Origin of the sequence: Kitasatospora sp. NPDC093679 (genome assembly GCF_040683455.1) — a bacterium.
Lineage (GTDB): Bacteria > Actinomycetota > Actinomycetes > Streptomycetales > Streptomycetaceae > Kitasatospora > Kitasatospora arboriphila.
The window spans coordinates 35,210-60,313 of record NZ_JBFBDW010000052.1 but is presented as its reverse complement, the minus strand read 5'-3'; the positions used below and the strand labels follow the sequence as shown (position 1 = coordinate 60,313).

General features: G+C 74.8%; 23 protein-coding genes. 21 read left to right on the top strand and 2 right to left on the bottom strand.

The features are described from left to right. The 3 genes from AB0O09_RS31150 to AB0O09_RS31140 all read left to right on the top strand — a co-directional run. Positions 1-2,803, top strand: a 2,803-nt coding sequence (locus AB0O09_RS31150; RefSeq protein WP_363547432.1) for a glycoside hydrolase family 48 protein, incomplete at its 5' end; no start/stop codon positions are given. 208 nt (positions 2,804-3,011) lie between these two features. Beyond that, positions 3,012-4,499: a S8 family serine peptidase gene (locus AB0O09_RS31145; protein WP_344621941.1), complete on the top strand. Its 1,488-nt coding sequence runs from the start codon at positions 3,012-3,014 to the stop codon at positions 4,497-4,499. A 131-nt stretch (positions 4,500-4,630) separates the two neighbouring features. Further along, the gene (locus AB0O09_RS31140; RefSeq protein ID WP_363547429.1) at positions 4,631-4,999 is read left to right on the top strand and encodes a hypothetical protein; all 369 of its coding nucleotides are present in this window, start codon (positions 4,631-4,633) and stop codon (positions 4,997-4,999) included. A gap of 219 nt (positions 5,000-5,218) precedes the next feature. Here the strand turns inward: AB0O09_RS31140 and AB0O09_RS31135 are convergent, their stop codons facing one another. Beyond that, positions 5,219-6,112, bottom strand: a complete 894-nt coding sequence (locus AB0O09_RS31135) for a HipA family kinase (protein ID WP_363547426.1) — start codon at positions 6,110-6,112, stop codon at positions 5,219-5,221. 126 nt (positions 6,113-6,238) lie between these two features. Here AB0O09_RS31135 and AB0O09_RS31130 point away from each other — a divergent pair, with 126 nt between their 5' ends. The 9 genes from AB0O09_RS31130 (at position 6,239) to AB0O09_RS31090 (ending at position 16,634) form a co-directional block, all read left to right on the top strand. Beyond that, entirely contained in the window at positions 6,239-6,676 is a 438-nt protein-coding gene (locus AB0O09_RS31130; RefSeq protein WP_363547423.1) for an SRPBCC family protein, read from the top strand. Positions 6,677-6,842: 166 nt separating this feature from the next. After that, a complete protein-coding gene (locus tag AB0O09_RS31125) occupies positions 6,843-8,015 on the top strand; it encodes a glycosyltransferase (protein WP_363547439.1) in 1,173 nt (390 codons plus the stop codon). A gap of 284 nt (positions 8,016-8,299) precedes the next feature. Continuing rightward, the gene (locus AB0O09_RS31120) at positions 8,300-9,784 is read left to right on the top strand and encodes a sugar transferase (RefSeq protein ID WP_363547420.1); all 1,485 of its coding nucleotides are present in this window, start codon (positions 8,300-8,302) and stop codon (positions 9,782-9,784) included. Position 9,785: 1 nt separating this feature from the next. Next, a complete protein-coding gene (locus AB0O09_RS31115; RefSeq protein WP_363547418.1) occupies positions 9,786-11,114 on the top strand; it encodes an O-antigen ligase family protein in 1,329 nt (442 codons plus the stop codon). Beyond that, positions 11,111-12,886, top strand: a complete 1,776-nt coding sequence (locus AB0O09_RS31110; protein ID WP_363547415.1) for a lipid II flippase MurJ — start codon at positions 11,111-11,113, stop codon at positions 12,884-12,886. Before AB0O09_RS31115 ends, AB0O09_RS31110 begins: the two co-directional genes overlap by 4 nt. Beyond that, a complete protein-coding gene (locus AB0O09_RS31105) occupies positions 12,876-13,679 on the top strand; it encodes a polysaccharide deacetylase family protein (RefSeq protein ID WP_363547412.1) in 804 nt (267 codons plus the stop codon). The genes AB0O09_RS31110 and AB0O09_RS31105 overlap by 11 nt, the downstream gene beginning before the upstream one ends. Continuing rightward, positions 13,676-14,812 (top strand): glycosyltransferase, encoded by a 1,137-nt coding sequence (locus AB0O09_RS31100; RefSeq protein WP_363547410.1) that lies wholly within the window; start codon positions 13,676-13,678, stop codon positions 14,810-14,812. Before AB0O09_RS31105 ends, AB0O09_RS31100 begins: the two co-directional genes overlap by 4 nt. Before the next feature lie 35 nt (positions 14,813-14,847). Further along, on the top strand, positions 14,848-15,483 hold the full coding sequence (locus tag AB0O09_RS31095) for a lipopolysaccharide biosynthesis protein (RefSeq protein ID WP_363547407.1): 636 nt from the start codon (positions 14,848-14,850) through the stop codon (positions 15,481-15,483). Next, positions 15,480-16,634, top strand: coding sequence for a GNAT family N-acetyltransferase (locus tag AB0O09_RS31090; protein ID WP_363547404.1), 1,155 nt, complete (start codon positions 15,480-15,482; stop codon positions 16,632-16,634). The genes AB0O09_RS31095 and AB0O09_RS31090 overlap by 4 nt, the downstream gene beginning before the upstream one ends. Here AB0O09_RS31090 and AB0O09_RS31085 read toward each other — a convergent pair. Next, on the bottom strand, positions 16,611-17,696 hold the full coding sequence (locus AB0O09_RS31085) for a glycosyl hydrolase (RefSeq protein ID WP_363547401.1): 1,086 nt from the start codon (positions 17,694-17,696) through the stop codon (positions 16,611-16,613). The two genes, AB0O09_RS31090 and AB0O09_RS31085, sit on opposite strands and share 24 nt — an antisense overlap. Before the next feature lie 341 nt (positions 17,697-18,037). Between AB0O09_RS31085 and AB0O09_RS31080 the strand changes: the two genes are divergently transcribed. From AB0O09_RS31080 to AB0O09_RS31040, 9 genes are all read left to right on the top strand, one after another. Beyond that, positions 18,038-18,955, top strand: a complete 918-nt coding sequence (locus tag AB0O09_RS31080) for a hypothetical protein (RefSeq protein ID WP_363547399.1) — start codon at positions 18,038-18,040, stop codon at positions 18,953-18,955. 198 nt (positions 18,956-19,153) lie between these two features. Next, positions 19,154-20,752, top strand: coding sequence for a ribosomal protection-like ABC-F family protein (abc-f, locus tag AB0O09_RS31075; RefSeq protein WP_344621928.1), 1,599 nt, complete (start codon positions 19,154-19,156; stop codon positions 20,750-20,752). Positions 20,753-21,132: 380 nt separating this feature from the next. After that, positions 21,133-21,366: a helix-turn-helix domain-containing protein gene (locus AB0O09_RS31070; protein ID WP_030266747.1), complete on the top strand. Its 234-nt coding sequence runs from the start codon at positions 21,133-21,135 to the stop codon at positions 21,364-21,366. Positions 21,367-21,638: 272 nt separating this feature from the next. Further along, positions 21,639-22,445, top strand: coding sequence for an enoyl-CoA hydratase/isomerase family protein (locus AB0O09_RS31065; RefSeq protein ID WP_363547396.1), 807 nt, complete (start codon positions 21,639-21,641; stop codon positions 22,443-22,445). Between the two features lie 178 nt (positions 22,446-22,623). Next, positions 22,624-23,085: an Asp23/Gls24 family envelope stress response protein gene (locus AB0O09_RS31060; RefSeq protein ID WP_363547394.1), complete on the top strand. Its 462-nt coding sequence runs from the start codon at positions 22,624-22,626 to the stop codon at positions 23,083-23,085. Positions 23,086-23,170: 85 nt separating this feature from the next. Then, entirely contained in the window at positions 23,171-23,362 is a 192-nt protein-coding gene (locus tag AB0O09_RS31055; protein WP_030266756.1) for a hypothetical protein, read from the top strand. After that, on the top strand, positions 23,359-23,697 hold the full coding sequence (locus AB0O09_RS31050; RefSeq protein WP_363547391.1) for a hypothetical protein: 339 nt from the start codon (positions 23,359-23,361) through the stop codon (positions 23,695-23,697). The genes AB0O09_RS31055 and AB0O09_RS31050 overlap by 4 nt, the downstream gene beginning before the upstream one ends. Further along, positions 23,694-24,473, top strand: coding sequence for a DUF6286 domain-containing protein (locus AB0O09_RS31045; protein ID WP_363547388.1), 780 nt, complete (start codon positions 23,694-23,696; stop codon positions 24,471-24,473). Before AB0O09_RS31050 ends, AB0O09_RS31045 begins: the two co-directional genes overlap by 4 nt. Beyond that, a complete protein-coding gene (locus tag AB0O09_RS31040; protein WP_363547386.1) occupies positions 24,470-25,093 on the top strand; it encodes an alkaline shock response membrane anchor protein AmaP in 624 nt (207 codons plus the stop codon). The genes AB0O09_RS31045 and AB0O09_RS31040 overlap by 4 nt, the downstream gene beginning before the upstream one ends. Positions 25,094-25,104 lie beyond the last annotated feature (11 nt).

The following is a 25,104-nucleotide window of genomic DNA, read 5'->3' as shown; positions in this document are numbered from 1 at the left end:
CTGCACCGTCGACTGGACGACCAACGACTGGGGCTCCGGCTTCACCGCCAACGTGAAGATCAGCAACAAGGGCACCGATGCGATCAACGGCTGGACGCTGACGTACGCCTACACCGGCAACCAGACGCTCTCCGGCACCGGCTGGAACGGCACCTGGTCGCAGTCCGGCAAGAACGTCACCGTCACCAACCCGGCCTGGGCGGCCGGGATCGGCGCCGGACAGTCGGTGACCGCGGGCGCCAACTTCTCCTACAGCGGCAGCAATGCGGCGCCGACCTCGTTCGCGGTCAACGGCACCGCCTGCACCGGTGCGCACGCCGCCCCCACGGTCGCGCTCACCAGCCCCTCGGCGGGCGCGAACTACGCCGCCGGCGCGGCGATCCCGCTGGCCGCCAGCGCCGCCGCGGCGGACGGCGCGTCCATCAGCAAGGTCGAGTTCTACGACAACACCACGCTGATCGGCACCGCCACCACCGCGCCGTACACCTTCAGCTGGACGGGTGCCTCCTCCGGCAGCCACTCCGTCTACGCCAAGGCGTACGACAGCCTCGGTGCGACCGGCGAGTCGACCCCGGCCGGCATCACCGTCGCCGCCGGCCCGTCGATCACCGCGGTGCCCACCACCCTGTCGGTGACCCAGGGCAAGACCGGCACCTTCGCCCTGAAGCTGTCCTCGCAGCCCAGCGGGAACGTCACCGTCACCACCACCCGCACCTCGGGCAACACCGGGCTCTCCGTCAGCGCCGGTGCCGCGCTCACCTTCACCCCGTCGAACTGGTCCACCGCGCAGACCGTCACCCTGGCGGCCGACGCGGGCTCCACCGGCTCGGCGAGCTTCACCTCCACCGCCACCGGCTACACCAGCTCGGTGGTCACGGTGACCGAACTCGCAGCCGGGACGGGCGTCTACGACGACCGCTTCCTGCAGCTCTACAACAAGATCAAGGCGCCGGCGAACGGCTACTTCTCGCCCGAGGGCATCCCCTACCACTCGGTGGAGACCCTGCTGGTCGAGGCGCCGGACCAGGGCCACGAGACCACCTCCGAGGCCTACAGCTACCTGCTGTGGCTGGAGGCGCAGTACGGCCGGGTGACGAAGGACTGGTCGAAGTTCAACGCGGCGTGGACGCTCATGGAGACGTACATGATCCCCACGCACGCCGACCAGTCCACGAACAGCTTCTACAACGCGAGCAAGCCGGCGACCTACGCCCCCGAGCACCCGCTGCCCAGCGACTACCCGTCGCAGATGGACGGTTCGGTGACCCCGGGCAACGACCCGATCGCCGCGGAGCTGAAGTCCGCCTACGGCACCGACGACATCTACGGCATGCACTGGCTGCAGGACGTGGACAACGTGTACGGCTACGGCAACTCGCCCGGCAAGTGCGAGGCCGGCCCGACCGACACCGGACCGTCCTACATCAACACCTACCAGCGCGGCCCGCAGGAGTCGGTCTGGGAGACGATCCCGCAGCCCACCTGCGACAAGTTCGCCTACGGCGGCAAGAACGGCTACCTGGACCTGTTCGTCAAGGACGCGTCCTACGCCAAGCAGTGGAAGTTCACCGACGCGCCGGACGCCGACGCCCGCGCCATCCAGGCCGCCTACTGGGCGGACACCTGGGCCAAGGCCCAGGGCAACGGCTCGCAGGTCGCGACCGCCGTGGCCAAGGCCGGCAAGATGGGCGACTACCTGCGCTACTCGTTCTTCGACAAGTACTTCAAGAAGATCGGGAACTGCGTCGGCCCGACCGTCTGCGCGGCCGGCTCCGGCAAGAGCAGCGAGCACTACCTGCTGTCCTGGTACTACGCCTGGGGCGGCGCCAACGACAGCAGCGCCGGCTGGGCCTGGCGCATCGGCGACAGCGCCGCGCACGGCGGCTACCAGAACCCGATGGCCGCCTACGCCCTGGTGAACAACACCGCCATGGCGCCCAAGTCGGCCACCGGCAAGACCGACTGGACGACCAGCCTGGGCCGCCAGGTCGAGTTCCTGCAGTGGCTGCAGTCCAGCGAGGGCGCCATCGCGGGCGGTGCCACCAACAGCTGGGACGGCGCCTACGCCGCCCCGCCGGCCGGCACCCCGACCTTCTACGGGATGTACTACGACGAGGCGCCGGTCTACCACGACCCGCCGTCCAACCAGTGGTTCGGCTTCCAGGCCTGGGGCGTGGAGCGGCTCGCCGAGTACTACTACGCGAGCGGCGACACCAAGGCCAAGGCCGTGCTCGACAAGTGGGTCACCTGGGCGCTGGCGAACACCACGTTCAACAGCGACGGCAGCTTCAAGATCCCGTCCACGCTGGCCTGGAGCGGCAAGCCGGACACCTGGAACGCGAGCGCGCCGGGCAGCAACGCCTCGCTGCACGTGACCGTCGTCGACCGGACCAGTGACGTCGGCGTCGCGGGCTCGTACGCCAAGCTGCTCTCCTACTACGCGGCGAAGTCCGGCAACGCCGCGGCGAAGACCGCCGCGCAGAAGCTGCTGGACGGCATGTGGGCCAACAACCAGGACGCGCTGGGCGTCTCCGTCCCGGAGACCCGCACGGACTACAGCCGGTTCAAGGACTCGGTCTCCGTCCCGTCCGGCTGGACGGGCACCATGCCCGACGGCGACCCGATCGACTCGACGTCCACCTTCCTCTCCATCCGCTCCTTCTACAAGAACGACCCGGCCTTCGCCAAGGTCCAGTCCTACCTGGACGGCGGCGCCGCGCCGACCTTCACGTACCACCGTTTCTGGGCGCAGGCGGACATCGCGACCGCCCTCGCGACCTACGGGGAGCTCTTCAACTCCTGACGGCAACACCGGGTTTCACCCCATCGCGACCTGACGGACGAACAGGACAGGTGCCCGGCCCGGCTGACAGCGGGCCGGGCACCGCTGTTGTGCGCATTTCGTGTCCGTGGTCTTGCGGATCACCACGCGCGTTCAATAGCGTCCGGTCCACCTCACGTGCCACCGCCACCAGCGGGGCACACTTCGAGACTCCGGAGGGTCAACCCCTATGAGTGTTCCTCGGATACGCCGGACCAGGACGGCGGCGCTGGGCCTCGCCCTCGCCACGGCGGGAGCCATCGCGCTGCCGTCGGGAACCGCCGCCGCGGCCGGCGCCGCGGACGCGCCCGGCCCACTGCTCAGCTACGTGGTGAACACTAAGGCCAACCACGGCCAGGTGAAGAAGGCCGAGCGGGAGATCGCCGCCCTGGGCGGCACCGTGGTCGTCTCCTACGAGCAGATCGGCGTGGTCGTCGCCCGCTCCACCGACAAGGACTTCGCGGCCAAGCTGCGTTCCTCGAAGACCGTCGACTCGGTCGGTGCCAGCCGCACCGCCGGGATCGTCCAGAGCAACGACGTCGAGGTGGCCGAACCGGCCGCCGTCCCCACCGCCGCGCCCGCCGACGGCTCCGAGCCGCTCTGGGCCAACCAGTGGGACATGCGGAAGATCGGGGTCGACAAGGCCCACGAGAAGACCCTCGGCAGCCGCCGGGTGGTCGTCGGCGTCCTGGACTCCGGCATCGACGCCACGCACGAGGACCTCGCGCCCAACGTCGACGCCTCGCTCTCCGCCTCCTGCATCAACGGCGGCAAGGCCGACACCTCCTGGCAGTCCTGGCAGCCCACCTCCAGCGACCACGGCACCCACGTGGCCGGCACCATCGCCGCCGCCAAGAACGGCAAGGGCATCGAGGGCATCGCGCCGAACGTCCGCCTCGCCGCGGTCAAGGTCGTCGACGACGGCGGGTTCATCTACCCCGAGTACGCCATCTGCGGCTTCATGTGGGCCGGTGAGCACCACTTCCAGGTGACCAACAACAGCTACTACATCGACCCGTGGCTGTTCAACTGCAAGACCGACCCCGACCAGGCCGCGATCGTCACCGCCGTCAAGCGGGCCGTCGCCTTCTCGCAGCGCAACGGCGTGCTCAGCGTCGCCGCCGCCGGCAACGAGAACATCGACCTCGCCCACAAGACCACCGACACCACCAGCCCCGACGACACCACCCCCGCCCCCCGGCCGATCGACGACAACTGCGTCTCGCTGCCGACCGAACTGCCCGGCATCGTGGTGACCACCTCCGTCGGTGACAAGGGCGACAAGTCCTTCTACTCCAGCTACGGCCTCGGCAAGGCCACCGTCGCGGCCCCCGGCGGCGACTCCCGCTACCAGCTGCCGGACACCCCCGACAAGAACGGCCGGGTCCTCTCCACCGTCCGCGGCAACAAGTACGCCTACATGCAGGGCACCTCGATGGCCTCCCCGCACGCCGCGGGCGTGGCCGCGCTGCTCGCCTCCACCCACCCGTGGGCCGGCCCGGACGAGCTCCGCGCCATGCTGCAGCACCAGGCCGACGACCACTCCTGCCCGGCGACCTTCGACCCCAGCGGCGACGGCGCCTGGAAGGCGGTCTGCGAGACCTCCGGCCACGGCAACGGCTTCTACGGCGCAGGCATTGTCAACGCCGACAAGGCCGCCGACTGGTGGCGCCTGTGACGTCGGCGACGTCCCGGGCTTCGGCCGGCTGAACGACGGACGAACTCCCCTGCCCCGCCCGAGTATCCGTACTCAGGCGGGGCAGGGCCGTTTCCGGCGACCCTCGGTACGGGGGCCGGAGGAGCGGGGGAGTGGTCGGGACGGACGGGACGGACGGGACGGACGGACGGCGCAGGACCGGCGCGGTGCTGGTGCTCGCGGGCAGCCTGGTGGTCGCGGTACCGGGGCTGGTGCTGCTGGCGATCGGCGTCTGCTTCGGCGTGGGCGGGACGGCCTCGGCCGGAGCGGGAGACTGGCTGCTGGCCGGCCTCCTCGTGCTCGGCGGCCCGCTGGCCGGCCTGGCCGCGGCGGCGCTGCTGCTCTCGACCCCCTGGGTACGCCGACTGGATTCCCCGGAGCGGGCGGCACTGGTGGCGTTCTGCCTCTTCTGCGGCACCCTCGCCGAGGGGCTGCTGCTGGCGGCCGGCGCGGAGCCCGTTCCGCCCCTGCATGAGGGGTGAGCCACCAGGGGCGCGTGGGGAGCCGCTCCCGGGGGCTGCACGGCCCCCGGTGGTCTAGTGCCGCGTCAGGCGACCTTCGCCCCGTCTCGACGCCCGGCACGCACTCTCGCCGCACCGGACGGAAGTCCGAGTACGTCCAGTACGAGGACTTCCGGTCGGCACGCCGACAGCACGCACCGGACGCCGCTCCTTGACGGGCGAAGGTCGCCTGACGCGGCACTAGCCGATGTGGCGGGTCCAGTCGGATTCGACCTGGGCGAGACCGTGGCGGTTGGGGACCTGCTTGAGCCAGGCGGGGCGGGCGGCCATGGTGGCCGCGGCGCGGCGCTCCTCGGCGGCCCGCAGCTCCTCGGGCGAGGCGAACTCGGTCGGCAGCCAGGCGGCGGACCCCGCGGCCCGTTCGGCGAGGTGCGCCACGTACGCGTCGCGGACGGCCTGCGGCGAGTCGAAGCCGGGTTCGTCGGCCAGCCAGGGTTCCGGCACCAGTTCGACGACCTCGCGCAGCAGCTCCTCGGTGACCAGCGGTGCGAACTCCTCGTCGGCCGCGGCCACCGCAGGCCGGAACGCCCCCAGGGCGTGCGCGTTCATCGGGTACGGCTTGAGCACCGAGGCGGCCGCGCCGGACCACCGGTGATGGAAGATCAGCCCGGCGCCGTTGTCGATCAGCCAGAGCCGCCGGTGCCAGACCATCAGGTTGGGGTTGTGGACGGTGCGGTCGACGTTGCCGGTGAGGGCGTCCAGCCAGACGATCCGGCCGGCCTCCAGCGGGTCGACGGGCAGGGCACCGGGGGTGAAGTCACGGGCGCCGGGCAGCAGGTCCATGCCGAGGTTGAGTCCGGCGCTGGACCGCAGGATGTCCTGGATCTCGGTGTCCGGTTCGTGGGCGGCGACGGCGGGGTCGAAGTCGACCAGGACGAGCGGCGGCACCCGCAGCCCCAGCCGGCGGGCCAGCTCGCCCACGATCACCTCGGCGACGAGGGCCTTGGCACCCTGGGCCGCGCCGGTGAACTTGACCACGTAGGTGCCCAGGTCGTCCGTCTCGACCACGCCGGGCACCGACCCGCCGGCACGCAGCGGATCGAGGTAGCGGAGGGCGGTCACCTGATCGAGCACACCGGCAAGCCTAACCCGCGCCCCGGGGTGAGTCGCGGGTGCGGCGGGGCCGGTGTGGTTGGCTTGGGCGCGTTCGGCCGGCGCCCCCCGAGCGGCGGCGGCGAAGTCCAGTGAAGGAGAGCCCCCATGGGCAAGGTCCAGGCCATCACCGAGCGGGTCTACCAGGCGTCCCCGCAGCGGGTGTACGAGGCGCTCGCCGACTACGCCACCGTCCGGCCGCGGCTGCTGCCCGAGCAGTACAGCGAGTACGAGGTCCGTGCGGGCGGCACGGGCGCGGGCACCCAGGTGCACTGGCGGCTGCAGGCCACCGAGAAGCGGGTCCGGGACTGCCTGTTCTCGGTGACCGAGCCGCGGCCGCAGACCCTGGTGGAGACGGACGCCAACTCCAGCATGGTGATCACCTGGACGGTCACCCCGGCGGGGGAGGGCGCCAGGGTCGTGGTCGACGCCTCCTGGCAGGGTGCGACCGGCATCGGCGGCTTCTTCGAGCGCACCTTCGCGCCCAAGGGCCTCAACCGGATCCACGGCGCGGTCCTCGACCGGCTCTCCACCGAGGTCGAGTAGCAGGCGGGCGGCCGTCGAGCAGCCGGTCGCCGGCTGGTCGATCGACCGTACGACACTGCGCACACCCGTACGGACGGCCCGCGCCGTACGGGTGGTGCCCCGTCCCCGGGACGGGTGATCCCCGGCCCGCCGGAGGCCGCCCCAACCTAGGCTCGCGGCCGTGTATCTGACGATCCTTCATGCCGCGCAGCCGGTCGACGGCGGGGTGGCCCGGGTGGTGGTGGACCTCGTCCGCGGGCAGCGCGCGGCGGGCCACCGGGTACTGCTGGCCTGTCCGCCCGACGGGCTGCTCGGCGCCGAGGCGGCCGCCGCCGGTGCGGAACTGCTGGACTGGCCGGCCGGCCGGGCACCGGGCCCCGCCACCGCGGGGGAGGTGCGGCGGCTGCGCCGGATCGTGCGTGCCGCCGAACCGGACGTGCTCCACCTGCACAGCGCCAAGGCCGGGCTGGCCGGCCGGCTGGCGGTGCGCGGGTCCGTCCCCACCGTCTTCCAGCCGCACGCCTGGTCCTTCGCGGCCGTCGAGGGCGCGGTGGCCCGGGCCACCCTGCGCTGGGAGCGGTACGCCGCCCGCTGGGCGCACGCGCTGGTGTGCGTCAGCGAGCAGGAGCGGGCCGACGGTGCCGCGGCGGGGATCGCGGCCGCCTGGCGGGTGGTGCCGAACGGGGTCGACCTGGAGCACCACGCGCCCGCCGGCGCCGCCGACCGGCGGGCCGCCCGCGCCGCGCTCGGGCTGGCCGGCGCCGGACTGGACCCGGAAGCCCCGCTCGCCGTCTGCCTGGGCCGGCTCTGCCGGCAGAAGGGCCAGGACGTGCTGCTGGACGCCTGGCCGCGGGTGGCCGAGGCCGTGCCCGGCGCCGGGCTGGCGCTGGTCGGCGGGGGCCCGGACGAGGCGGTGCTGACCGAGCGGGTCCGGGCGCTGCCCGGGCCGCGCCGGGTGCTGATGGCCGGCGGGGTGGGCGATCCGCGGCCCTGGCTGGCGGCCGCGGACCTGGTGGTGCTGCCGTCCCGCTGGGAGGGCATGGCGCTGGCCCCGCTGGAGGCGATGGCGGCCGCCCGCCCGGTGCTGCTCACGGACGTGCCCGGGGCGCGCGAGTGCCTGCCGCCCGGGGATGCCGTGCCGCCGGTGCCGCCCGGGGATGCGGCCGCGCTGGCCGAACGCCTGGTCGAGGAGCTGGCCGATCCGGACGCCTGTGCGCGCCGCGGGGGGCTGGCGAGGGCGCACGTGGCGGACCGGCACGACGTCCGCCGCACGGTCGAGCAGGTGGAGGCGGTGTACCGCGCGGTACTGCCCGCGCGTCCGTCCGGTCGCCCCGATTCCCGTGTCCCCCAGGGATTCTGATCGTTTATCCGACCGTGGGAGCCCCCGCGGGCCGCTGCCCAGTCCGCAGCCGCCGCCGGGTCGGGGGCGCCGCGTACGAGTCGTCCGACAGTCCGACCAATGAGCAGGTGGCATGACACGGCACGTCAACTCGCCGCAGTGACAACGGCGATCGCTATTGTCTGATTTTGCCTGATTTGCACCTGTTCGGAGGGTCCACTTCGTTGTGCCCGGTACCGGGCACGGTTCGGGCCGGTCGGCCGCCCCCGCGACCGCGGGTACACCACAGGGGAGTTCGCGCACCGATGACCATTGACCACGAGAGCGTGCCGCGGCCGGGGGGCCCGCTGTCGGCCCGGCGGCGGCTCGGCACCGAGCTGCTGGAGCGGCCCGCCGCAGGTCCCCGGGCGCGTCCGGCACCGCAGGTCGGCCGCCACCGCCGGCCGCTGCGCTCTCGGGTCGCCCTCCCGGCCGGGCTCCTCGGCTGCGACGTCCTCGCCCTCGCCGCGGCCGCGGCCCTGACCGTCCCCGGCCCGCCGCCGCTGGCCGCCGCGCTGCTCGGCCTGCTCCTGCCGCTCAACCTGGCCGGCGGCCTCTACCGCAGCCGGCTCACCGTCTCCGCGCTCGACGACCTCCCCGGCCTCGCCGGACGCGCCGCCGTCTCCACCTCCTTCGCGGTCACCCTCGCCGCCTGCCTCGGCCGGTTCGTGCCCGGCCCGGCGGCGCTGTTCAGGTTCGCCGGACTGCTCACCGCCTTCACCCTGCTCGCCTGCCTGGGCCGGGCCGCCGCCTACGCCCTGCTGCGCCGCGCCCGCCGCCGGCGCCCCAGCCCGACCCTGGTGCTCGGCGCCGGCCAGCTCGGCCAGCGGATCGCCGCCGTCCTGCTCGAACACCGCGAGTACGGTCTGCGGCCGGTCGGCTACCTGGACTCCCAGCCCGTCCTACTCGCCCCGGACGCCCCGCTGCGGCTCCTCGGCGGCCACGACGCCCTGGAGAGCCAGATCCGCCGCAAGCGCATCCACCACGTGATCGCCACCGAGGGTGCCGCCGACGACGCCGCGACCGCCGCCGCGCTGCGCACCGCCGCCCGGCTCGGCTGCCGGGTCTGGGTGGTGCCCCAGCTGCGCGAGTACGCGGCCCTCGGCCGGCGCGGCACCGACCAGCTGTGGGGCTTCCCCTGCCTGCCGCTGGAGCGCCCGGCCGTCCGCCGCCCCGGCTGGGTCGCCAAGCGTGTCCTGGACGTCGCCGCCGCCGGGTTCGGCCTGCTGCTGCTCTCGCCGGTGCTGGCCGCCTGCGCGCTCGCCGTCCGCTGCGACACCGGCCCCGGGGTGCTCTTCCGCCAGCAGCGCACCGGCCTCGACGGCCAGGTCTTCACCCTGCTGAAGTTCCGCACCCTGCGCCCCAGCAACGAGCACGAGTCGGCCACCCGCTGGAACATCTCGCAGGACCACCGGATGGGCGCCGTCGGCCGGCTGCTGCGCCGCACCTCGCTGGACGAGCTGCCGCAGCTGTGGAACGTCGTCCGCGGCGACATGAGCCTGGTCGGCCCCCGCCCCGAACGCCCCTACTTCGTGATGCGCTTCGGCCAGGCCTACCCCGAGTACCAGGACCGGCACCGCGTCCCGGCCGGCCTCACCGGCCTCGCCCAGGTCAACGGCCTGCGCGGGGACACCTCCATCGAGGACCGGGCCCGCTTCGACAACCGCTACATCGAGAGCTGGAGCCTCTGGCAGGACGCCAAGATCCTGCTCCGCACCGCCGTCCTGATGCTCCACCCGGACGGGAGCTGACGTGGCGTCAGGAGCGCTGCCGGCCCGCACCGCGCCGCTGCCGCAGTGGTGGCGGCGGCTGCCCGCCGCACCCCGGCCCGCCGCCGCGGCCGCGGCCGCCACCGTGCTGCTGGTCTGCGTGCCCACCGGGGAGAAGGACGTCACCGCCGCCGTCCACGTCACCCCGGCCGACCTCGCCTCGCTGCTGCTGGTCGCCCTCACCGCCGCCGACCTGCTGCGCGGCCGCGCCCGGCTGGAGCGCACGGTCTGCCTGCTGTTCGGCGCGGTGGTCTGCGCGGCCGCCGCCGCCACCCTCGCCTCGATCGACCCGCAGGCGAGCACCACCGGCTTCGTCCGACTGGTGCAGATCTTCGTGCTGGTGCCCGCCGCCGTCGCCTGCGCGCTGCGCACCCGCCGCGACCGCCGGCTGGTGCTGGGCGCCTTCGTCGCCGCCGCCCTGGTCGAGGGCGCGGTCGGAGCGCAGCAGTACCTCACCCGCACCGGCGCCTCGTACGCCGGCCAACCGGTCCGGGCCGTCGGCACCTTCGGCGCGCTGGACATCATGGCGATGTCCACCGTGGTCAGCTTCGGACTGCTCGCCGCGCTCGCCCTGGCGCTCGGCGAACGCGGCCCCGGCGGCCGGCCCGCCCTGCGCCGGGCGCTGTACGCCGCGGCCGCGCTGCTGACCTTCCCGCTCGCCGTCTCCTTCAGCCGCGGCAGCTGGATCGCCTGCGCCGCGGCCGTCGCCGTGCTGATGCTGCGCGCCGACGCCCGGCTCGCCCTGCGCTGCGCGGTGATCGGCGCGGCCGCCGCGGTGGTGCTGGTCGGCGGACTCGGCCTCGGCGCCTCCGGCGTCGCCGAACGGCTCGGCAGCATCGGCTCGGTGCAGGCCGCCCCCGACCAGTCGGTCAGCGACCGCTACGACCTGTGGGCGACCGCCGGACGGATCTGGCAGGACCACCCCGCCACCGGCGCCGGGCCCAAGGCCTTCCAGCAACTGCGCGACGGCCACGCCCCGCTGCGGCTCTCCTCCGGCAGCGACGCCGAGGACGCCACGATCGGTTTCCAGCGCGAACCGCTGCTCTCGCCCCACAACATGTACTTCCTGGTGCTCAGCGAGCAGGGACTGCTGGGCATCACCGCGTACGCCGCGCTCTTCCTCGCCCTGCTGACCGGCTGCCTGCGCCGGGTCCGCGGCGGCGCCCTGGCCGCGCTCGCCCTGCTGGTCTGGATCCTCGTCGACTTCCTCTACGCCGACATCGGCGGCACCACCACCGTGCTGACCTCGGTGGTGCTCGGCCTCGCCGCCCGGGCCGCCTTCCCCGGCCCGGCGGACCCGGAGGCGCGATGAGCGGCGACCGCCCGACCACGACCGCCCGGCCCGCCCGCGCCGCCGTCCCCGGCCCGCGGCACGCCGCCGACCGGCCCCGGCGCGGCGGCTTCGTCGCCCGCGCCTTCGGCGTCACCGCGGTGCTCAGCGCGGCCGGGTCCGGTCTCGGCCTGCTCCGCGACCTGCTGCTCGCCCGGTACTTCGGCGCCACCCGGGGCACCGACGCCTTCCTCGTCGCCTGGACGGTGCCGGAGACCGCCGCGCCGCTGCTGATCGAGGACGCGATGGCCTTCCTGATGGTCCCGGCGTTCAGCCTGGCCCTGGTGCTGCGCGAGGAACGCCCGCACGGCCCGGACCCGGTGCGGCAGTTGGTGCGCGCCACGCTGCCCTGGCTGCTGCTCGCGCTGTGCACCCTCACCCTCGCCGCGGCGGTCGGCGCCGGCCCGCTGGTCCACCTGCTCGCCCCCGGCCTGGCCGACCCCGCGCTCGCCGTCACCTGCACCCGGATCACCGCCCTGACCGTGCTGCCGTTCGGCGTGGTCGGCTACCTCTGCTCGATGCTCCGCGCCCACCACCGGTTCACCGCCCCGGCCGGCATCTACGTGGCGTACAACCTGGGCATCCTCGCCGTGCTGCTCGGCGGGCACGCCCTGCTCGGGGTCCGCTCCGCCGCGCTCGGCGTCACCTGCGGCAGCCTGCTGATGACCGGACTGCTGCTCGGGCCCGTCCGGCGGATCCTGCCGGGCGCGCGCCCGGACGGGCGCCCGACGCCGCGCGCCGATCCGGCCGGATCCGTCGGACGGACCCGGGCCGCCCGACGGACGGCCCGCCCGGCCCACGGTGCCGCGGCCGGCGGCCTGGTGCTGATCCCGCTGGCGATGCTGCCGGTCGCCGCCTTCACCCTCACCCGGCAGGCGCAGGTCTTCGTCGAGCGCTACCTCGGCTCCGGCCTGCCGCCGGGCACCATCTCGCACCTCAACTACGCCGCCAAGGTCTCCCAGCTCGCCATGACGGCGGGCATCCTGATCGTCACGGTGACCTTCCCGCTGGTCGCCAGGGCGCTGGCCGCCGGGGACCTCGCCGCCGCCCGCGACCGGGTGGAGAAGGACCTCGGCCAGGCCGCCGCGGTCGTGCTGCTCGGCACCGCCTTCCTGATGGCCTGCGCGCCCTCCGTGGTCGCGCTGCTCTTCCAGCGCGGCGCGTTCGGCGCGCACGACACCGCCGCCACCGCCGAGGTGATCCGGGTCTACAGCTTCGGGCTGCCCGCGCAGGCGCTGATCGGCGTGATGGTCCGGCCGTTCTTCTCGCTGCGGCCGGTGGTCCGCCGGGCCGGCGACCCGGAGCCGGCCGGGCTGCGGCCGCTGGACTGGTACCCGGTCGCCGCGATGGCCGTCGGCCTGCTGGTCACCGCCGGCGTCGGACTGGCCGCCACCCCGCGGTACGGCGCCCTCGGCCTCGCGGCCGGCAACGCGGCCGGCATCACCGCCGCCGCGGTGCTGCTGCTCCGCGGCCTGCTGCTGCGCGGCATCGCGCTGCGCCTGTCCCGGGTGCTCGGCGGCCAGGCCCGGCTGCTGGCCGCCGCGGTCGGTGCCGCCGCGGCCGGCGCGGCGGCCGCCTCCGGTCCGTCCGCGCCGCTGCCGGCCACCCTGCTCGGCGGTCTCACCGTCGTGATCGTCTTCGCCGGGCTCGGCACGGTCCTCGGCGCATCCGAGGTCCGTGACCCGGTGCGCGCCCTCCTCCGGGCCGCGGGCCCGGTCACCCAGGCTGCTGAGAGGAAGCCCCATGGACGCTGAACCGGCCCGTGGCCCCGCCCTGCCCGCCCAGCCGCACCCGGCCCGGTCGGCGCCGTGGATCCTGATGTACCACTCGATCACCCACGAGGAGCACGACCCGTACCTGCTCACCGTGAGCCCGGAGCGGTTCGCCGCACAGATGGCCTGGCTGGCCCGGAGCGGCCGGCGCGGGGTGAGCGTCCGCGAACTCCTCCGGGCCCGGGCCGCGGGCGCCGCCGCCCGGCTGGTCGGACTGACCTTCGACGACGGCTACGCGGACTTCGTCCGGTACGCCGTGCCGGTGCTGCGCCGGCACGGCTTCACCGCGAGCGCCTACGTGGTGCCCGACCTGCTCGGCGGCCACAACGGCTGGGACCCGGACGGCCCGCGCAAGCCGCTGCTCACCGTCGACCAGGTGGTCGAACTCGCCGCCGCAGGCTGGGAGATCGGCTCGCACGGGCTCTCCCACCGCAGGCTGCCGGGGCTGTCCGCGGACGAGCTCGCCGACCAGGCCCGCGGCAGTCGGCGGGCCCTGGAGCAGTTGGTCGGCGGCCCGGTGACCGGCTTCTGCTACCCGTACGGGGCGGTCGACCGGCCCGCGGCGGAGGCCGTCCGCGACGCCGGGTACCAGTACGCCTGCGCCATCGAGCACGGCGAGCTCACCGGCCGGTTCGCGCTGCCGCGCTGCTACGTCGGCGACCGCGACGGCGCGCTGCGGCTGCTCGCCAAGCAGGGCCGGCACCACTGGCGGGACGCCGTGACCGGACTGCGCGCCGCCCCGGTGCCCGCCGCCCGCCAGGAGGCCTTCCGATGAAGGTCCTGCACGTGGTCACCGGCCTCGCCGCGGGCGGTGCCGAGCGCCAGCTGCACCTGCTGCTGCGCCACCTGCCCGACCGCCACCACTGCGAGGTGGCCACCCTCACCAACCCGGGCACGGTCGCCGAGGCGCTGCGCGCGGACGGCTTCGCCGTGCACGAGCTGGACATGCGCGGCAACCGCGACCTCGCGGTGCTGCCGCGGCTCACCCGGCTGATCCGCGACCGGCGCTACCAGGCCGTGCACACCCACCTCTACCGGGCCGGGCTGTACGGACGGCTCGCCGCCCGGCTGGCCGGCGTGCGGACGGTGCTGGCCACCGAGCACTCGCTGCACCCCGGGGTGATCGAGGGCCGGCCGGCCGGCCGCGGGATCCGGGCGCTCTACCTGGCCGCCGAGCGCCTCGGCCGGACGACCGTCGCCGTCTCCGGACAGGTCGCCGCCACGTTGCACGACTGGGGCGTGCCGCCGCACCGGGTCCACCTGCTGCCCAACGGCATCGACGCCGCCGGGTACGCCGTGCCGGCCCGCACCCGGGCCGCCGTGCGGGCCCGACTCGGCCTGCCGGAGCGGGCGTTCACGGTCGGCGCGGTGGGCCGGCTGGTGCCCGGCAAGCGGTTCGAGGTGCTGATGGAGGCGGTGGCCGCGCTGGCCGCCCGGCCCGGCCCGGACACCCGGCTGCTGCTGGTGGGGGAGGGGCCGGAACGCGCCGCCCTGGAGGCGCAGGCCGCCCGCGCCGGGGTGGCCGCCGTCTTCACCGGCGAACGCGACGACGTCCCCGAGCTGTTCGCCGCCATGGACGTGCTGGCGGCCCCCTCGACCGAGGAGACCTTCGGGCTGACGGTGCTGGAGGCACTGGCGGCGGGCCTGACGGTGCTGCGCACCGCCTGCCCGGCCCTGGACGCGCTCGGCCCGGACGCCGCCCCCGCCGCCCGCCGGCTGCCGTCCACCGCCGGTGCCTACACCGAGGCCCTGGAGGGGCTGCGCGCCGCACCGCCGCGCCGGCTCCCGCCGCCGCCCGCCGTCCACCACTACGACATCGCGCGGATCGCCGCCGAACTCGCCGACCTCTACGACCGGCTCGGCCCCGCCCGCACCGCGCCGCCCCGGCCGGCCGCCCTACGGGCCTGAACGCGCGACACCACCGACCGAGCCAAGGAGTTCCGATGTCCGAACCGCGCCGATCCGTCCGGGCCGCCGTCCGCCGCTGGTGGCCGGTGGCCGTTGCCGTCCCGCTGGGCGCCGCCGCCGGCGCCGGCTACGCCGCCGTCGCACCCACCGCCTACACCGCCAACTCCTACGTGGTGGTGGTCGCGCAGAACCCGGGGGAGGGCGCCACCGCGGTCAACTTCGCGCAGGCGTACGGCCGGCTCGCCGGGCAGCCGCAGGTGCTGGTCGCGGCCGCCGCGAAGACCGGCCGCACCGTCTCCGCGCTGTCGGACAGCGTCCGGGGCACCACCTCGCCGGACGCCCCGATGATCGAGATCACCGGCACCGGCCCGCGCGCCGCCGACGCGGTGCGGGCGGCCGACGCGGTGGCGACCTCGCTGATCGCCTTCGCCAACACCAGCAGCCAGGACACCGGCGTCAAGCTCGTCCCGCTGGCCGGGGCCGCCTCCCCGGACGGCCCCTCCTCGCCGTCCGCGGCCCTGGACACCGCGGTCGGCGGGGCGGCCGGCGTGCTGGTCGGCGCCCTCGCCATGGCCGCCCGGCGCCGCCCGGCCGGGTCGGGCGGCACCGACGCCGCCGTGTCGGTGCCCGGGCAGCCGGTGGAACGGCAACCCGCCGGGGCCGTCCGATGACCACCGACACCCCCGCCCCGGCACGGGCCGGGGCCGCCGCCGAGGTCTGGACGGCCGAGGTGGACCGAGGGGACGACGCCCTCGACCGGATCGCCGCCGAGTGGGACGCGCTCGCCACCCGCTGTCGCACCGCCACCCCCTTCCAGGACGGCGCCTGGCTGCGCTCCTGGTGGCGCCGGTACGGCCGGCCGGGCGCGCTGGTGCTGGTGCTCGTCCGCCGGGACGGCCGGCTGGCCGGCGCCGCGGTCCTGCGCCGCCGCGGGGCCCTGGGCGGTCTGACCAACCTCGGCGGCGGGCTGGCCGACTTCACCGACGTGCTGCTCGACGACGACTGCCGCGGCCGGGCCGCCGCCGAACTGGCCGCCGCCCTGCCGCTGCGCCGCCCCTGGCACAGCCTGGAACTGCGCGAGGTGCACCCGGAGGCCGCCGTCCAGCAGGTGCTCGCCCACCACCGCGGCACCACCCGGCGCTACCGGGACTCGCTCTGCCAGCACCTGCCCGCGCTGCCCGTCGAGGAGCTGCTCAAGCGGCTGTCCGGCAAGACCGCCCAGCGCAGCCGGATCAAGCTGCGGAAGATCGCCGCCTCCGGGGTACAGGTGGACACCGCGCCGCCGGAGGAGGTGCCGCAGGCGGTGGCCGACCTGCTGCGGCTGCACTTCCTGCAGTGGCAGGGGCGCGGGGTCACCGCCGAGCACCGCACCGGGCGGTTCGCGGCGCACCTGGCCGAGTCGACGGCCTCGATGGCGGCCCGCGGCCGGGCCGCCGTGCACCGGTTCCGGCTGGACGGCGAGCTGGTCGCGGTGAACCTGGTGGTGCTCTGCCCGTCCTTCGGCGGCCTCTACCTGTACGGCGCCCATCCGCGGCTGCGCGATCGGCTGGACATCGCCGGGCTGCTGTTCGGGGCGGCGCTGGACGAGGTCCGGGCGGCGGGCATCCCGGTGCTCAGCCTGCTGCGCGGCCAGGAGCCGTACAAGCAGCGGTGGCGCCCGGACGCCCTGCGCAACGAGCGGCTGGTGGTGGGCCCGCCGGGCCCGGCCCCGGCGGCGGCCCTGCTCGCCCTGCTGGTGCTGGCCCGGCAGGCGGCGGTGACCGTGCTGACCGCCCGGCTGCCGCGGCTGAAGGAGGCGCTAGCGGCGCGCCGGCGCGCGTGAGGAGACGCCGCCCGGCGCCCCCTCGGAGCCGGACATCAGCTGCCGGAAGACCGCGGCCGACCGCGGGTTGCGGTCGCAGCCCCAGAAGCCGTGCGGGCAGTAGTCGGTGACGGTCTGGTAGGCGGTGTCGTGGGTGCGCATCCACTCGATCATGCGCCGCACGTACTCGGGGTTGTCGCCGTTGCGGAACAGCCCCCACTCCGGGTACGAGACCGGCTTGCCGCGCCGGGCGGCGAACTCGACCTGGTCCTGCAGCCCGTAGGGCTCGGTGACCATCTCCTCGAAGGAGGCGCCGGCCGGCATGTCGTAGGCGTCCATGCCGATGATGTCGACCACGTCGTCGCCCGGGTAGCAGCGCGTCCAGGGGATCGCGTCGAGCCCGCGGGTGGGGGTGAAGTCGAAGCGGAAGTGTTGGCCGGGCACCGAGCGCATCACGGTGACGATCCGGCGCCAGTACGCCTTCCAGGCCGCCGGGTCGGGCCGGCAGCGGGAGCTGTAGGTGGTGCCGTTCATCTCCCAGCCGAGCGTGAGCACGGTGTCGCCGCCGCCGAAGGCGACGAGCTTGCGGGCCAGTTTGAGGAAGTGCCGGTCGAACTCGCCCTTGGTGCCGCGGGCGAGCAGTGCGGCCACCTGCCCCTCGCTCAGGTTGCCCTCGTTGGGCACCAGCATCGGCACGCCGAGCACCAGGGTGCGGGCCGGGTCGCGCAGCCGCCACTGCGACCACAGGCCCAGCACCTGGTTCTCGCCCTCGACGTCGGCCCATCCGTTGCCCGCCAGGTAGGTGTGGCCGACCTGCAGGTCGGCGTTGCGCAGCCAGGCGGAGAGCTTGGCGATCTGCGGGATGTAGGTGTCCCAGGAGCCGACGAAGGCGCCGAACGGCACCTCGTGCGGGGGCCGCAGCACGGCGGGCTTCGGGGCGGCCCCGCGCCGGCCGTCCTCCGCGGTGTCGGCGGAGAAGACGTCGTGCCGCGCGGTCTGGCTGAGCGGTGTCCCCGAGGGCACGCTCGCGGTGGTCAGCAGCAGCAGCGCGCTGGCGGCCAGCGCGAGACGGCCGAATCGCATGGGGCACTCCGGGAGCGGTGCGGGGGCGGGTGCTGCTCGTCCGACAGTAATCCCACAGGGCGTCAGAAATATCCCGTATCACCCGAAAGTGGTGGTTCGCGCGGACGCCCGCCGAGGCCCCGCCGGGTGCCACGCACGGTGATCATTTCGGTGCGGCCCGTACCACCTGTGTAACAGTCGCCCCGCCGGGCGGGCGCCCCCGGCGGCCGGGCGGCCCGCGGGCGGCGCCGTCGAGCCGCAGGTCGACGGCGCCGCACCGGGGCCGCCGTGACCCTGCGCACATCCGTGGGGTGCCCCGAATTCCGGCTGACGTACAGGCGTGCGGCAGGTACGCTCCGCCCGTGTCCTGGAAGCCGCTGCGAAGCCTGACCCGCCGTTCCGTGCTGCCCGCGCTCGCCGCGCTGCTGGTGCTCGGCGCGGGTGCCGCCGCGCACGCCAACCGCCCGGTGCCGTTCGGCGACCGGGTCGCGGAGCCGGGCGTCGCGGACGCCAGCCCGGTCGGCGCGCAGGTCCTGGACGCGGGAGCGCTGGAGCTGAAGGTCGGCCCCGGCCTGGAGGCGTACGACCGCGCGACCGGCGACCACCTGTGGTCCTACCGCCGCGAGGACGCCACCGCCCTGCACCTCGCCATGGCCGGCGAGAGCGCGGTCGTCGTCTGGGACGACGGACTGGTCACCTCGGTCCGCCCGAGCGACCACCAGGTGCGCTGGCACCGCGCGGTGCCGGGCCTGGCCGACTGGCTGCGCGCGGACGGCGAGCCCGGCGCCGCCGACCGCACCGAGGAGCAGAAGCAGGCCACCGCGGTCCGCCGGGCCGCCGCCGCGCTGCAGACGGCCCTGGAGGACGAGCCATGGGTGGCCGTCGTCACGCCCTCGCTCACCATGGGCTTCCGTGACCGCGACGGCGACCTGCGCTACAACTCCCGCCCGCCGCAGGGCTGCTCGTACGACCCGCTGCGCGCGGTGCACACCGACAACGCCGTCCTGGTACCGCGCACCTGCGTCACCGGACCGAACACCGGCAAGCTGCTGCCCGGCGGCATCAACGGCTTCCGGCTGGCCGGCCGCGGCTGGCAGCTCAACGCCGGGCCGGAGGTCGTGCTCAAGCGCCTGGACGCCCACCGGGTGACGGTCGAGGACGGCCCGATCCTCGGCACCAAGGTCTTCGACACCCGGCGCGGCGCCCCGGAGACGGTCTGCACCAGCCCGCAGCTGCCGTTCGCGGCGGTCTCCCCGCAGGAGGGCTGCCCGACGGGCTGAGCGGCGGTCCGGCCGGGCTGCGCCCGGCACAGCCCACGGGGGAATCCCCGGCCGCCCGGTAGACTGGGCCGTATGGCTGTGTTCCCCGGGCATTAGGCGCCGGTCGGCGAGCATTCGAAGGCCCGCCGCCGCCCCGCCCTTCCGCCTGCATTCCGCCCGGCCGCCGGGCCCCGCCCCCGTCCCTGGAGAGACCCAGCCATGATTTCCGCGAACGCCCTGGAGCTGCGCGCCGGCGCCCGCGTCCTCATCGAGTCCGCGTCCTTCCGGATCGCCCCCGGCGACCGGATCGGCCTGGTCGGCCGCAACGGCGCCGGCAAGACCACCATGACCAAGGTGCTGGCCGGCGAGGGCCTCCCGGCGGGCGGCACGGTCACCCGCACCGGCGAGGTCGGCTACCTGCCGCAGGACCCGCGGACGGGCGACCTCGACGTCCTCGCCAAGGACCGCATCCTCTCCGCCCGCGGCCTGGACACCGTGCTCCGCAAGATGCGCGAGAACGAGGACCGGATGGCGAACGGCCAGGGCGCCACCCGGGAACGCGCGATGAAGAAGTACGCCAACCTGGAGACCGAGTTCCTCACCAAGGGCGGCTACGCGGCCGAGGCCGAGGCGGCGACCATCGCGGCCGCGCTGGGCCTGCCGGACCGCATCCTCAACCAGCCGCTGCACACCCTCTCCGGCGGTCAGCGCCGCCGTGTGGAGCTGGCCCGGATCCTCTTCTCGGACGCCGACATCCTGCTGCTCGACGAGCCGACCAACCACCTCGACGCCGACTCGATCGCCTGGCTGCGGGACTTCCTGAAGACCTACAAGGGCGGCTTCATCGTCATCTCGCACGACGTCGACCTGGTCGAGACGGTCGTCAACAAGGTCTTCTACCTGGACGCCAACCGCGCCGCGATCGACATCTACAACATGGGCTGGAAGCAGTACCAGCAGCAGCGCGAGGACGACGAGAAGCGCCGCAAGCGCGAGCGCGCCAACGCCGAGAAGAAGGCCGCCACCCTCAACGCGCAGGCCGACAAGATGCGCGCCAAGGCGACCAAGACCGTCGCCGCGCAGAACATGGCCCGCCGCGCCGAGAAGCTGCTCTCCGGCCTGGAGCAGGCGCGGGTCTCCGACAAGGTCGCCAAGCTGCGCTTCCCCGACCCGGCGCCGTGCGGCAAGACCCCGATGACCGCCTCCGGCCTGTCGAAGTCCTACGGCTCGCTGGAGATCTTCACCGACGTCGACCTGGCCATCGACCGCGGCTCCAAGGTGGTCGTGCTCGGCCTCAACGGCGCCGGCAAGACCACCCTGCTGCGGATGCTGGCGGGCGTCGAGAAGCCGGACACCGGCGAGGTGATCCCCGGTCACGGCCTGAAGATCGGCTACTACGCCCAGGAGCACGAGACCCTGGACCCGGACCGCACGGTGCTGGAGAACATGCGCTCCTCCGCACCGGACACCGACCTGGTGCAGATCCGCAAGATCCTCGGCTCCTTCCTGTTCTCCGGCGACGACGTCGACAAGCCGGCCGGCGTGCTCTCCGGCGGTGAGAAGACCCGGCTCGCGCTGGCCACCCTGGTCGTCTCCAGCGCCAACGTGCTGCTGCTCGACGAGCCCACCAACAACCTGGACCCGGCCAGCCGCGAGGAGATCCTCGGCGCGCTGCGCTCCTTCACCGGCGCGGTCGTGCTGGTCACCCACGACGAGGGTGCGGTCGACGCGCTCCAGCCGGAGCGGATCATCCTGCTGCCCGACGGCGTCGAGGACCTCTGGAGCCCGGCGTACGCGGACCTCGTCTCGCTCGCCTGAGAGCAGGCCCGGGTGCCGGTCCGAGCACCGGCCCGAATGCCGCCCGAGTGCCGACTTCCGGCGCCGAGTAGACACCGGATCAGCCGATCACCGTAGAAATCCCGGTCCGACGAAGACCGCGGGAATGCGTCTTCCGGTGAATGCGTTGACGACGGCCCCGCCGCGATTCCGCGGCGGGGCCGTCCGTTCTGATCAGCCGATTCTCGCCCGGCGGCCGACGCCCGCGGGGGCGCGTGCACCCAGGGTGAGCGCCCTTGTGCACTGCGGGCACCACCGGCAGACTGCGCTTTCCCGGGACAGACCTTGTCGAATGGGTGGCCAGGAGACTGGCTATGGGTGATCATGGGAATCTGACCGAGCACAGCTACGAGGAGGCACGGGTGGCCGAGACTCTGAAAAAGGGCAGCCGGGTAACAGGTGCCGCGCGTGAGAAGCTCGCGGCCGATCTCAAGAAGAAGTACGACTCCGGGGCGAGCATTCGCGCGCTCGCGGAGGAGACGGGTCGCTCCTACGGCTTCGTGCACCGCATGCTCAGCGAGTCCGGGGTGAATCTCCGGGGCCGCGGCGGTGCGACGCGCGGCAAGAGCAAGGTGACTGCCGCAGCGGGTTCCTGACGGTTCATCAGACAAGACGGTTCCGTGTCGGACGGTCGGGGAGTGCCCCCGGTCCGGTCGCGGACGAGCAGCGATCCGGTGGTGGAGCAGCCGAGCCGGATCGGCCCCCGTGCGGTTGCCGGCGGCGCCCGAGGCGCGGCCGGCACGTGCGGACGGAACGGCGGCCGGGTCTCCCGGGCCGCCGTTCGTCGTTTCCGGCGCGGCCCTGTTCGGTCGCCCCGGCTTTTGTTACTCTCCAGTAGCTCTACTGTCCCCCGCTGGAGGTAACCCCCATGACCGCTCCCGCCGTCGGTACCGACCCCCAGGACTGGGCGCAGGTCGGCGTCCGCCTCGACGTCGAGGGCGAACTGGCGCTGGTCACGCTCTGCAACCCTGCGCGCCGCAACGCGCAGAGCCCGGCGATGTGGCGCGCGCTCGCCTCGGTCGGCCGCACCCTGCCCGGCACCGTCCGCGTGGTGGTGCTCCGCGCCGAGGGCGTCTCCTTCTCGGCCGGCCTCGACCGCCAGATGTTCACCCCGGAGGGCATCCCCGGCGAGCACTCCTTCCTCAAGCTCGCCGCCGGCAGCGACGAGGAGACGAGCGCCGCCATCGCCGAGTACCAGGAGGCCTTCACCTGGTGGCGCCGCCCGGACGTGGTCACCGTCGCCGCCGTCCAGGGCCACGCGGTCGGCGCCGGCTTCCAGCTGGCGCTCGGCTGCGACCTGCGGGTGGTCGCCGAGGACGTCCAGTTCTCCATGAAGGAGACCTCGCTCGGCCTCGTCCCGGACCTCGGCGGCACCAAGCCGCTCACCGACCTCGTCGGGTACGGCCGGGCGCTGGAGATCTGCGCGACCGGCCGCTGGGTCGGCGCCGAGGAGTCCGTGGCGATCGGCCTGGCCAACCTGGCCGTCCCGGCGGAGCGGCTGGAGGGCGCCGCCCGCGACCTGGCCGCCGCGCTGCTCGCCGCGCCGCGCAACGCCGTCATCGAGACCAAGGCCCTGCTGCAGGGCGCCGGCGGCCGCTCGTACGACGAGCAGCGCAGCGCCGAGCGGGCCGCCCAGCACCGCCGGATGCGGGACCTCGCCGGCCTCGGCGACTGACCGCAGCCGCCCCGAGGGCCCGGACCGCCGCACCGGCGGTCCGGGCCCTCGGCGTTCCCCGGCCCGGCGTTCGGGGCCCGGGCCGTCCCGTTCCGCTCCCGACGCGCGGCCCGTGCGGCGAAATGTCAGAGTTGGGCTGATTTGCGATATAGCTGGAGACGACACAGGAGACCCCGCCATGCCGCAGACCCCCACCCCCGCCGACCTGCAGAAGGGCCACACCGGGCCCGAGGAGACCACGCTCGCGTCCGAGCGCGGCCGCACCGCGCTCGCCGTCGGCGTGATCGAGAAGATCGCCGGGATGGCCGCCCGGGAGATCTCCGGGATCCACGCCCTCGGCTCCGGCTTCACCCGGACCTTCGGTGCCGTCCGCGACCGCGTCCCCGGCTCGAAGTCCGGCGCGGGCCGCGGCGTCAAGGCCGAGGTCGGCGAGAAGCAGGCCGCCATCGACATCGCCCTGGTCGTCGAGTACGGGGTGGTGATCCCGGTGCTGGCGGCCGAGGTCCGGGCGAACGTCATCGACGCCGTCGAGCGGATGACCGGCCTGGAGGTCGTCGAGGTCAACATCGCCGTCAACGACGTGCACCTGCCGGACGAGCCGGACGAGGAGGAGCCGGAGCCGGTCGGCCGCGTCCAGTAGCACCCGCGGAGCACCACCCCAGCACCACCCCAGCAGCACCCGGCACCGGGCGGCACCGTCTGCCGCCGGACACGAGGAGGAGCGGATGAACCTGGCGCTGGTCGGCCTGGTGGCCGGAATGGCCCTGGGCTTCGCCGGGTACTTCGGCGGTTTCGCCGCCTTCCTGCTGGTCGCCGTCCTCGGGGCGGTCGGCTTCGTCCTCGGGCGGCTGCTGGAGGGCGACATCGACCTCGGCGACCTGGGTGACCTCATCCGCGGCCGGGAGCGCCGGCGGTGACCGCCGCCGCAGCGATCCCCCCGGCCCGCCGCGGACGGCTCAAGGTCGCCGACCGGGTCTACGCCCGGCTCGCCGAACAGGCCGTCCGGCAGGCCCTCGCCGAGATCTGGGCGGCCCGCACGGCCCGCGGCAAACCGCCGCGGGCCACCGTACTGGTGGTCGGCGGCAAGGCCAGGGTCACCCTCCACCTCGACCTGCCCTACCCGGCCGACCTCGCCGGCCTCTCCCACCTCTGCCGGGACGCCGCCGCCGGCCGGGTCGCCGAACTCACCGGCACCCCCGTCACCGAGGTCGCGCTGCTGGTCGAGCGCCTCGTCCCGGAGACGGCCCGGTGAGCGCACCGCCGACCCCGCCCCGGCCGGAGGAACCCGAACCGGACCGGCCCGCGCCGTACGCCGCCGAGCCGGCCCCGGCCGCACCGGAACAGCTCATCGGCGCCGGCGTCGCACTGCCCGAACGCATCGGCCTGGAAGCCGAGTTGGCGCACCCCGAGGCCGAACCCGGCGGCGGCCCCGAGGAGTGGGGCCCGACCGTCCCGTACGAGCGCCCGCACCGGCCGCGGTCGGCGCGGACGGCCGCCACCGCGCTGGTCGTGACCTGCCTGCTGGTGCTCGGCGGGGCCGCGCTGTACGACGCGATCTCCGAGGGCACCGGACACGCCGCCCGGCAGTGGCGGGCCGACCTCGCGCGGGAGACCGCGACCCGCCACCTCGACGACCCCTGGGTGCTCGGGATCGCCGGCGGCGCCGTGGCGGCCGGTCTGCTGCTCTGCTGGCTGGCCTTCGCCCCCGGGCTGCGCCGCTGGCTCCCGCTGCTCCGGCCGGGCGCCGCGATCGACCGCGCCGGGGTGGCCGCGCTGCTGTCCGCCCGGGCCACCGGGATCGAGGGCGTCGAGCGGTGCACGGTGAAGGCACGCCGCCACCGGGCCGTCGCCACCGTCACCGGCAGCGCCGAACCGATCGCCGTGGAACGGGAGTTGAACGAGGAGCTGGCCGCGGTGCCGCTGCTCGGCCCGTACCGGTTGGACCTGCGGATCCAGCCCGTCCGCCCGGCCCGGCCGGACGACCGGCGGCACGGCCACCGCCGGCTCGCCCAGGAGGCACCCCGATGAGCATGTCCGCGGTGAACCGGACGATCCTCGCGGTCATCGGGATCGCCCTGCTGCTCGGCGGCCTGCTGGTGCTGGCCGGCGGACTCGACCTGTACGGCAGGCTGAACGCCACGATGCCGGACGGCTGGCCGCTCACCTCGCCGCACCAGCCGGTGCTCGGCGCCGCCACCCGGGCCGACTGGTCCGACCGGGTCTGGTTCTGGCCGGTGGTCATCGCCGTCCCGGCCGTGGTGGTCGTCGGCGCCCTCGGCTGGCTCTACGCCCAACTGCACCGGGCAGGCCCCAGCACCGTCACCGTGCCCGTCCCCGGCGGGGCGGGCGTGGCGCTGCGGATGCGCAAGCGCGCCCTGCAGGACGCGGTGGAGACCGAGGTGATCGACCTGCCGCAGGTCGACAAGGTGACCGTCCGGGCGAGCGGCGCCTCGCACCGGCTGCTGCTGCGGTCCACCGTGCGGCTGGAGCCGGGAGCCGACACCGCACGCCTGGTGCGGACCCTCGACGACGGGCCGTTGGAGAACGCCCGCACGAGCCTCGGTCTCGCCGAACTCCCCTGCCGCCTCAGGCTCACGGCGTCGGTCCGGCGCCGCAGCGCCGGACCGAAGGCACGCCGGGTGGTCTGAACACCCGCACC

Excerpts from the sequence above, each read along its gene's own strand:
- AB0O09_RS31145 (WP_344621941.1), top strand. The coding sequence starts at position 3,012 with ATGAGTGTTCCTCGGATACGCCGGACCAGGACGGCGGCGCTGGGCCTC.
- AB0O09_RS31130 (WP_363547423.1), top strand. The coding sequence starts at position 6,239 with ATGGGCAAGGTCCAGGCCATCACCGAGCGGGTCTACCAGGCGTCCCCG.
- AB0O09_RS31120 (WP_363547420.1), top strand. The coding sequence starts at position 8,300 with ATGACCATTGACCACGAGAGCGTGCCGCGGCCGGGGGGCCCGCTGTCG.
- AB0O09_RS31110 (WP_363547415.1), top strand. The coding sequence starts at position 11,111 with ATGAGCGGCGACCGCCCGACCACGACCGCCCGGCCCGCCCGCGCCGCC.
- AB0O09_RS31105 (WP_363547412.1), top strand. The coding sequence starts at position 12,876 with ATGGACGCTGAACCGGCCCGTGGCCCCGCCCTGCCCGCCCAGCCGCAC.
- AB0O09_RS31100 (WP_363547410.1), top strand. The coding sequence starts at position 13,676 with ATGAAGGTCCTGCACGTGGTCACCGGCCTCGCCGCGGGCGGTGCCGAG.
- AB0O09_RS31095 (WP_363547407.1), top strand. The coding sequence starts at position 14,848 with ATGTCCGAACCGCGCCGATCCGTCCGGGCCGCCGTCCGCCGCTGGTGG.
- AB0O09_RS31090 (WP_363547404.1), top strand. The coding sequence starts at position 15,480 with ATGACCACCGACACCCCCGCCCCGGCACGGGCCGGGGCCGCCGCCGAG.
- AB0O09_RS31085 (WP_363547401.1), bottom strand. The coding sequence starts at position 17,696 with ATGCGATTCGGCCGTCTCGCGCTGGCCGCCAGCGCGCTGCTGCTGCTG.
- abc-f (WP_344621928.1), top strand. The coding sequence starts at position 19,154 with ATGATTTCCGCGAACGCCCTGGAGCTGCGCGCCGGCGCCCGCGTCCTC.
- AB0O09_RS31065 (WP_363547396.1), top strand. The coding sequence starts at position 21,639 with ATGACCGCTCCCGCCGTCGGTACCGACCCCCAGGACTGGGCGCAGGTC.
- AB0O09_RS31060 (WP_363547394.1), top strand. The coding sequence starts at position 22,624 with ATGCCGCAGACCCCCACCCCCGCCGACCTGCAGAAGGGCCACACCGGG.
- AB0O09_RS31055 (WP_030266756.1), top strand. The coding sequence starts at position 23,171 with ATGAACCTGGCGCTGGTCGGCCTGGTGGCCGGAATGGCCCTGGGCTTC.
- AB0O09_RS31040 (WP_363547386.1), top strand. The coding sequence starts at position 24,470 with ATGAGCATGTCCGCGGTGAACCGGACGATCCTCGCGGTCATCGGGATC.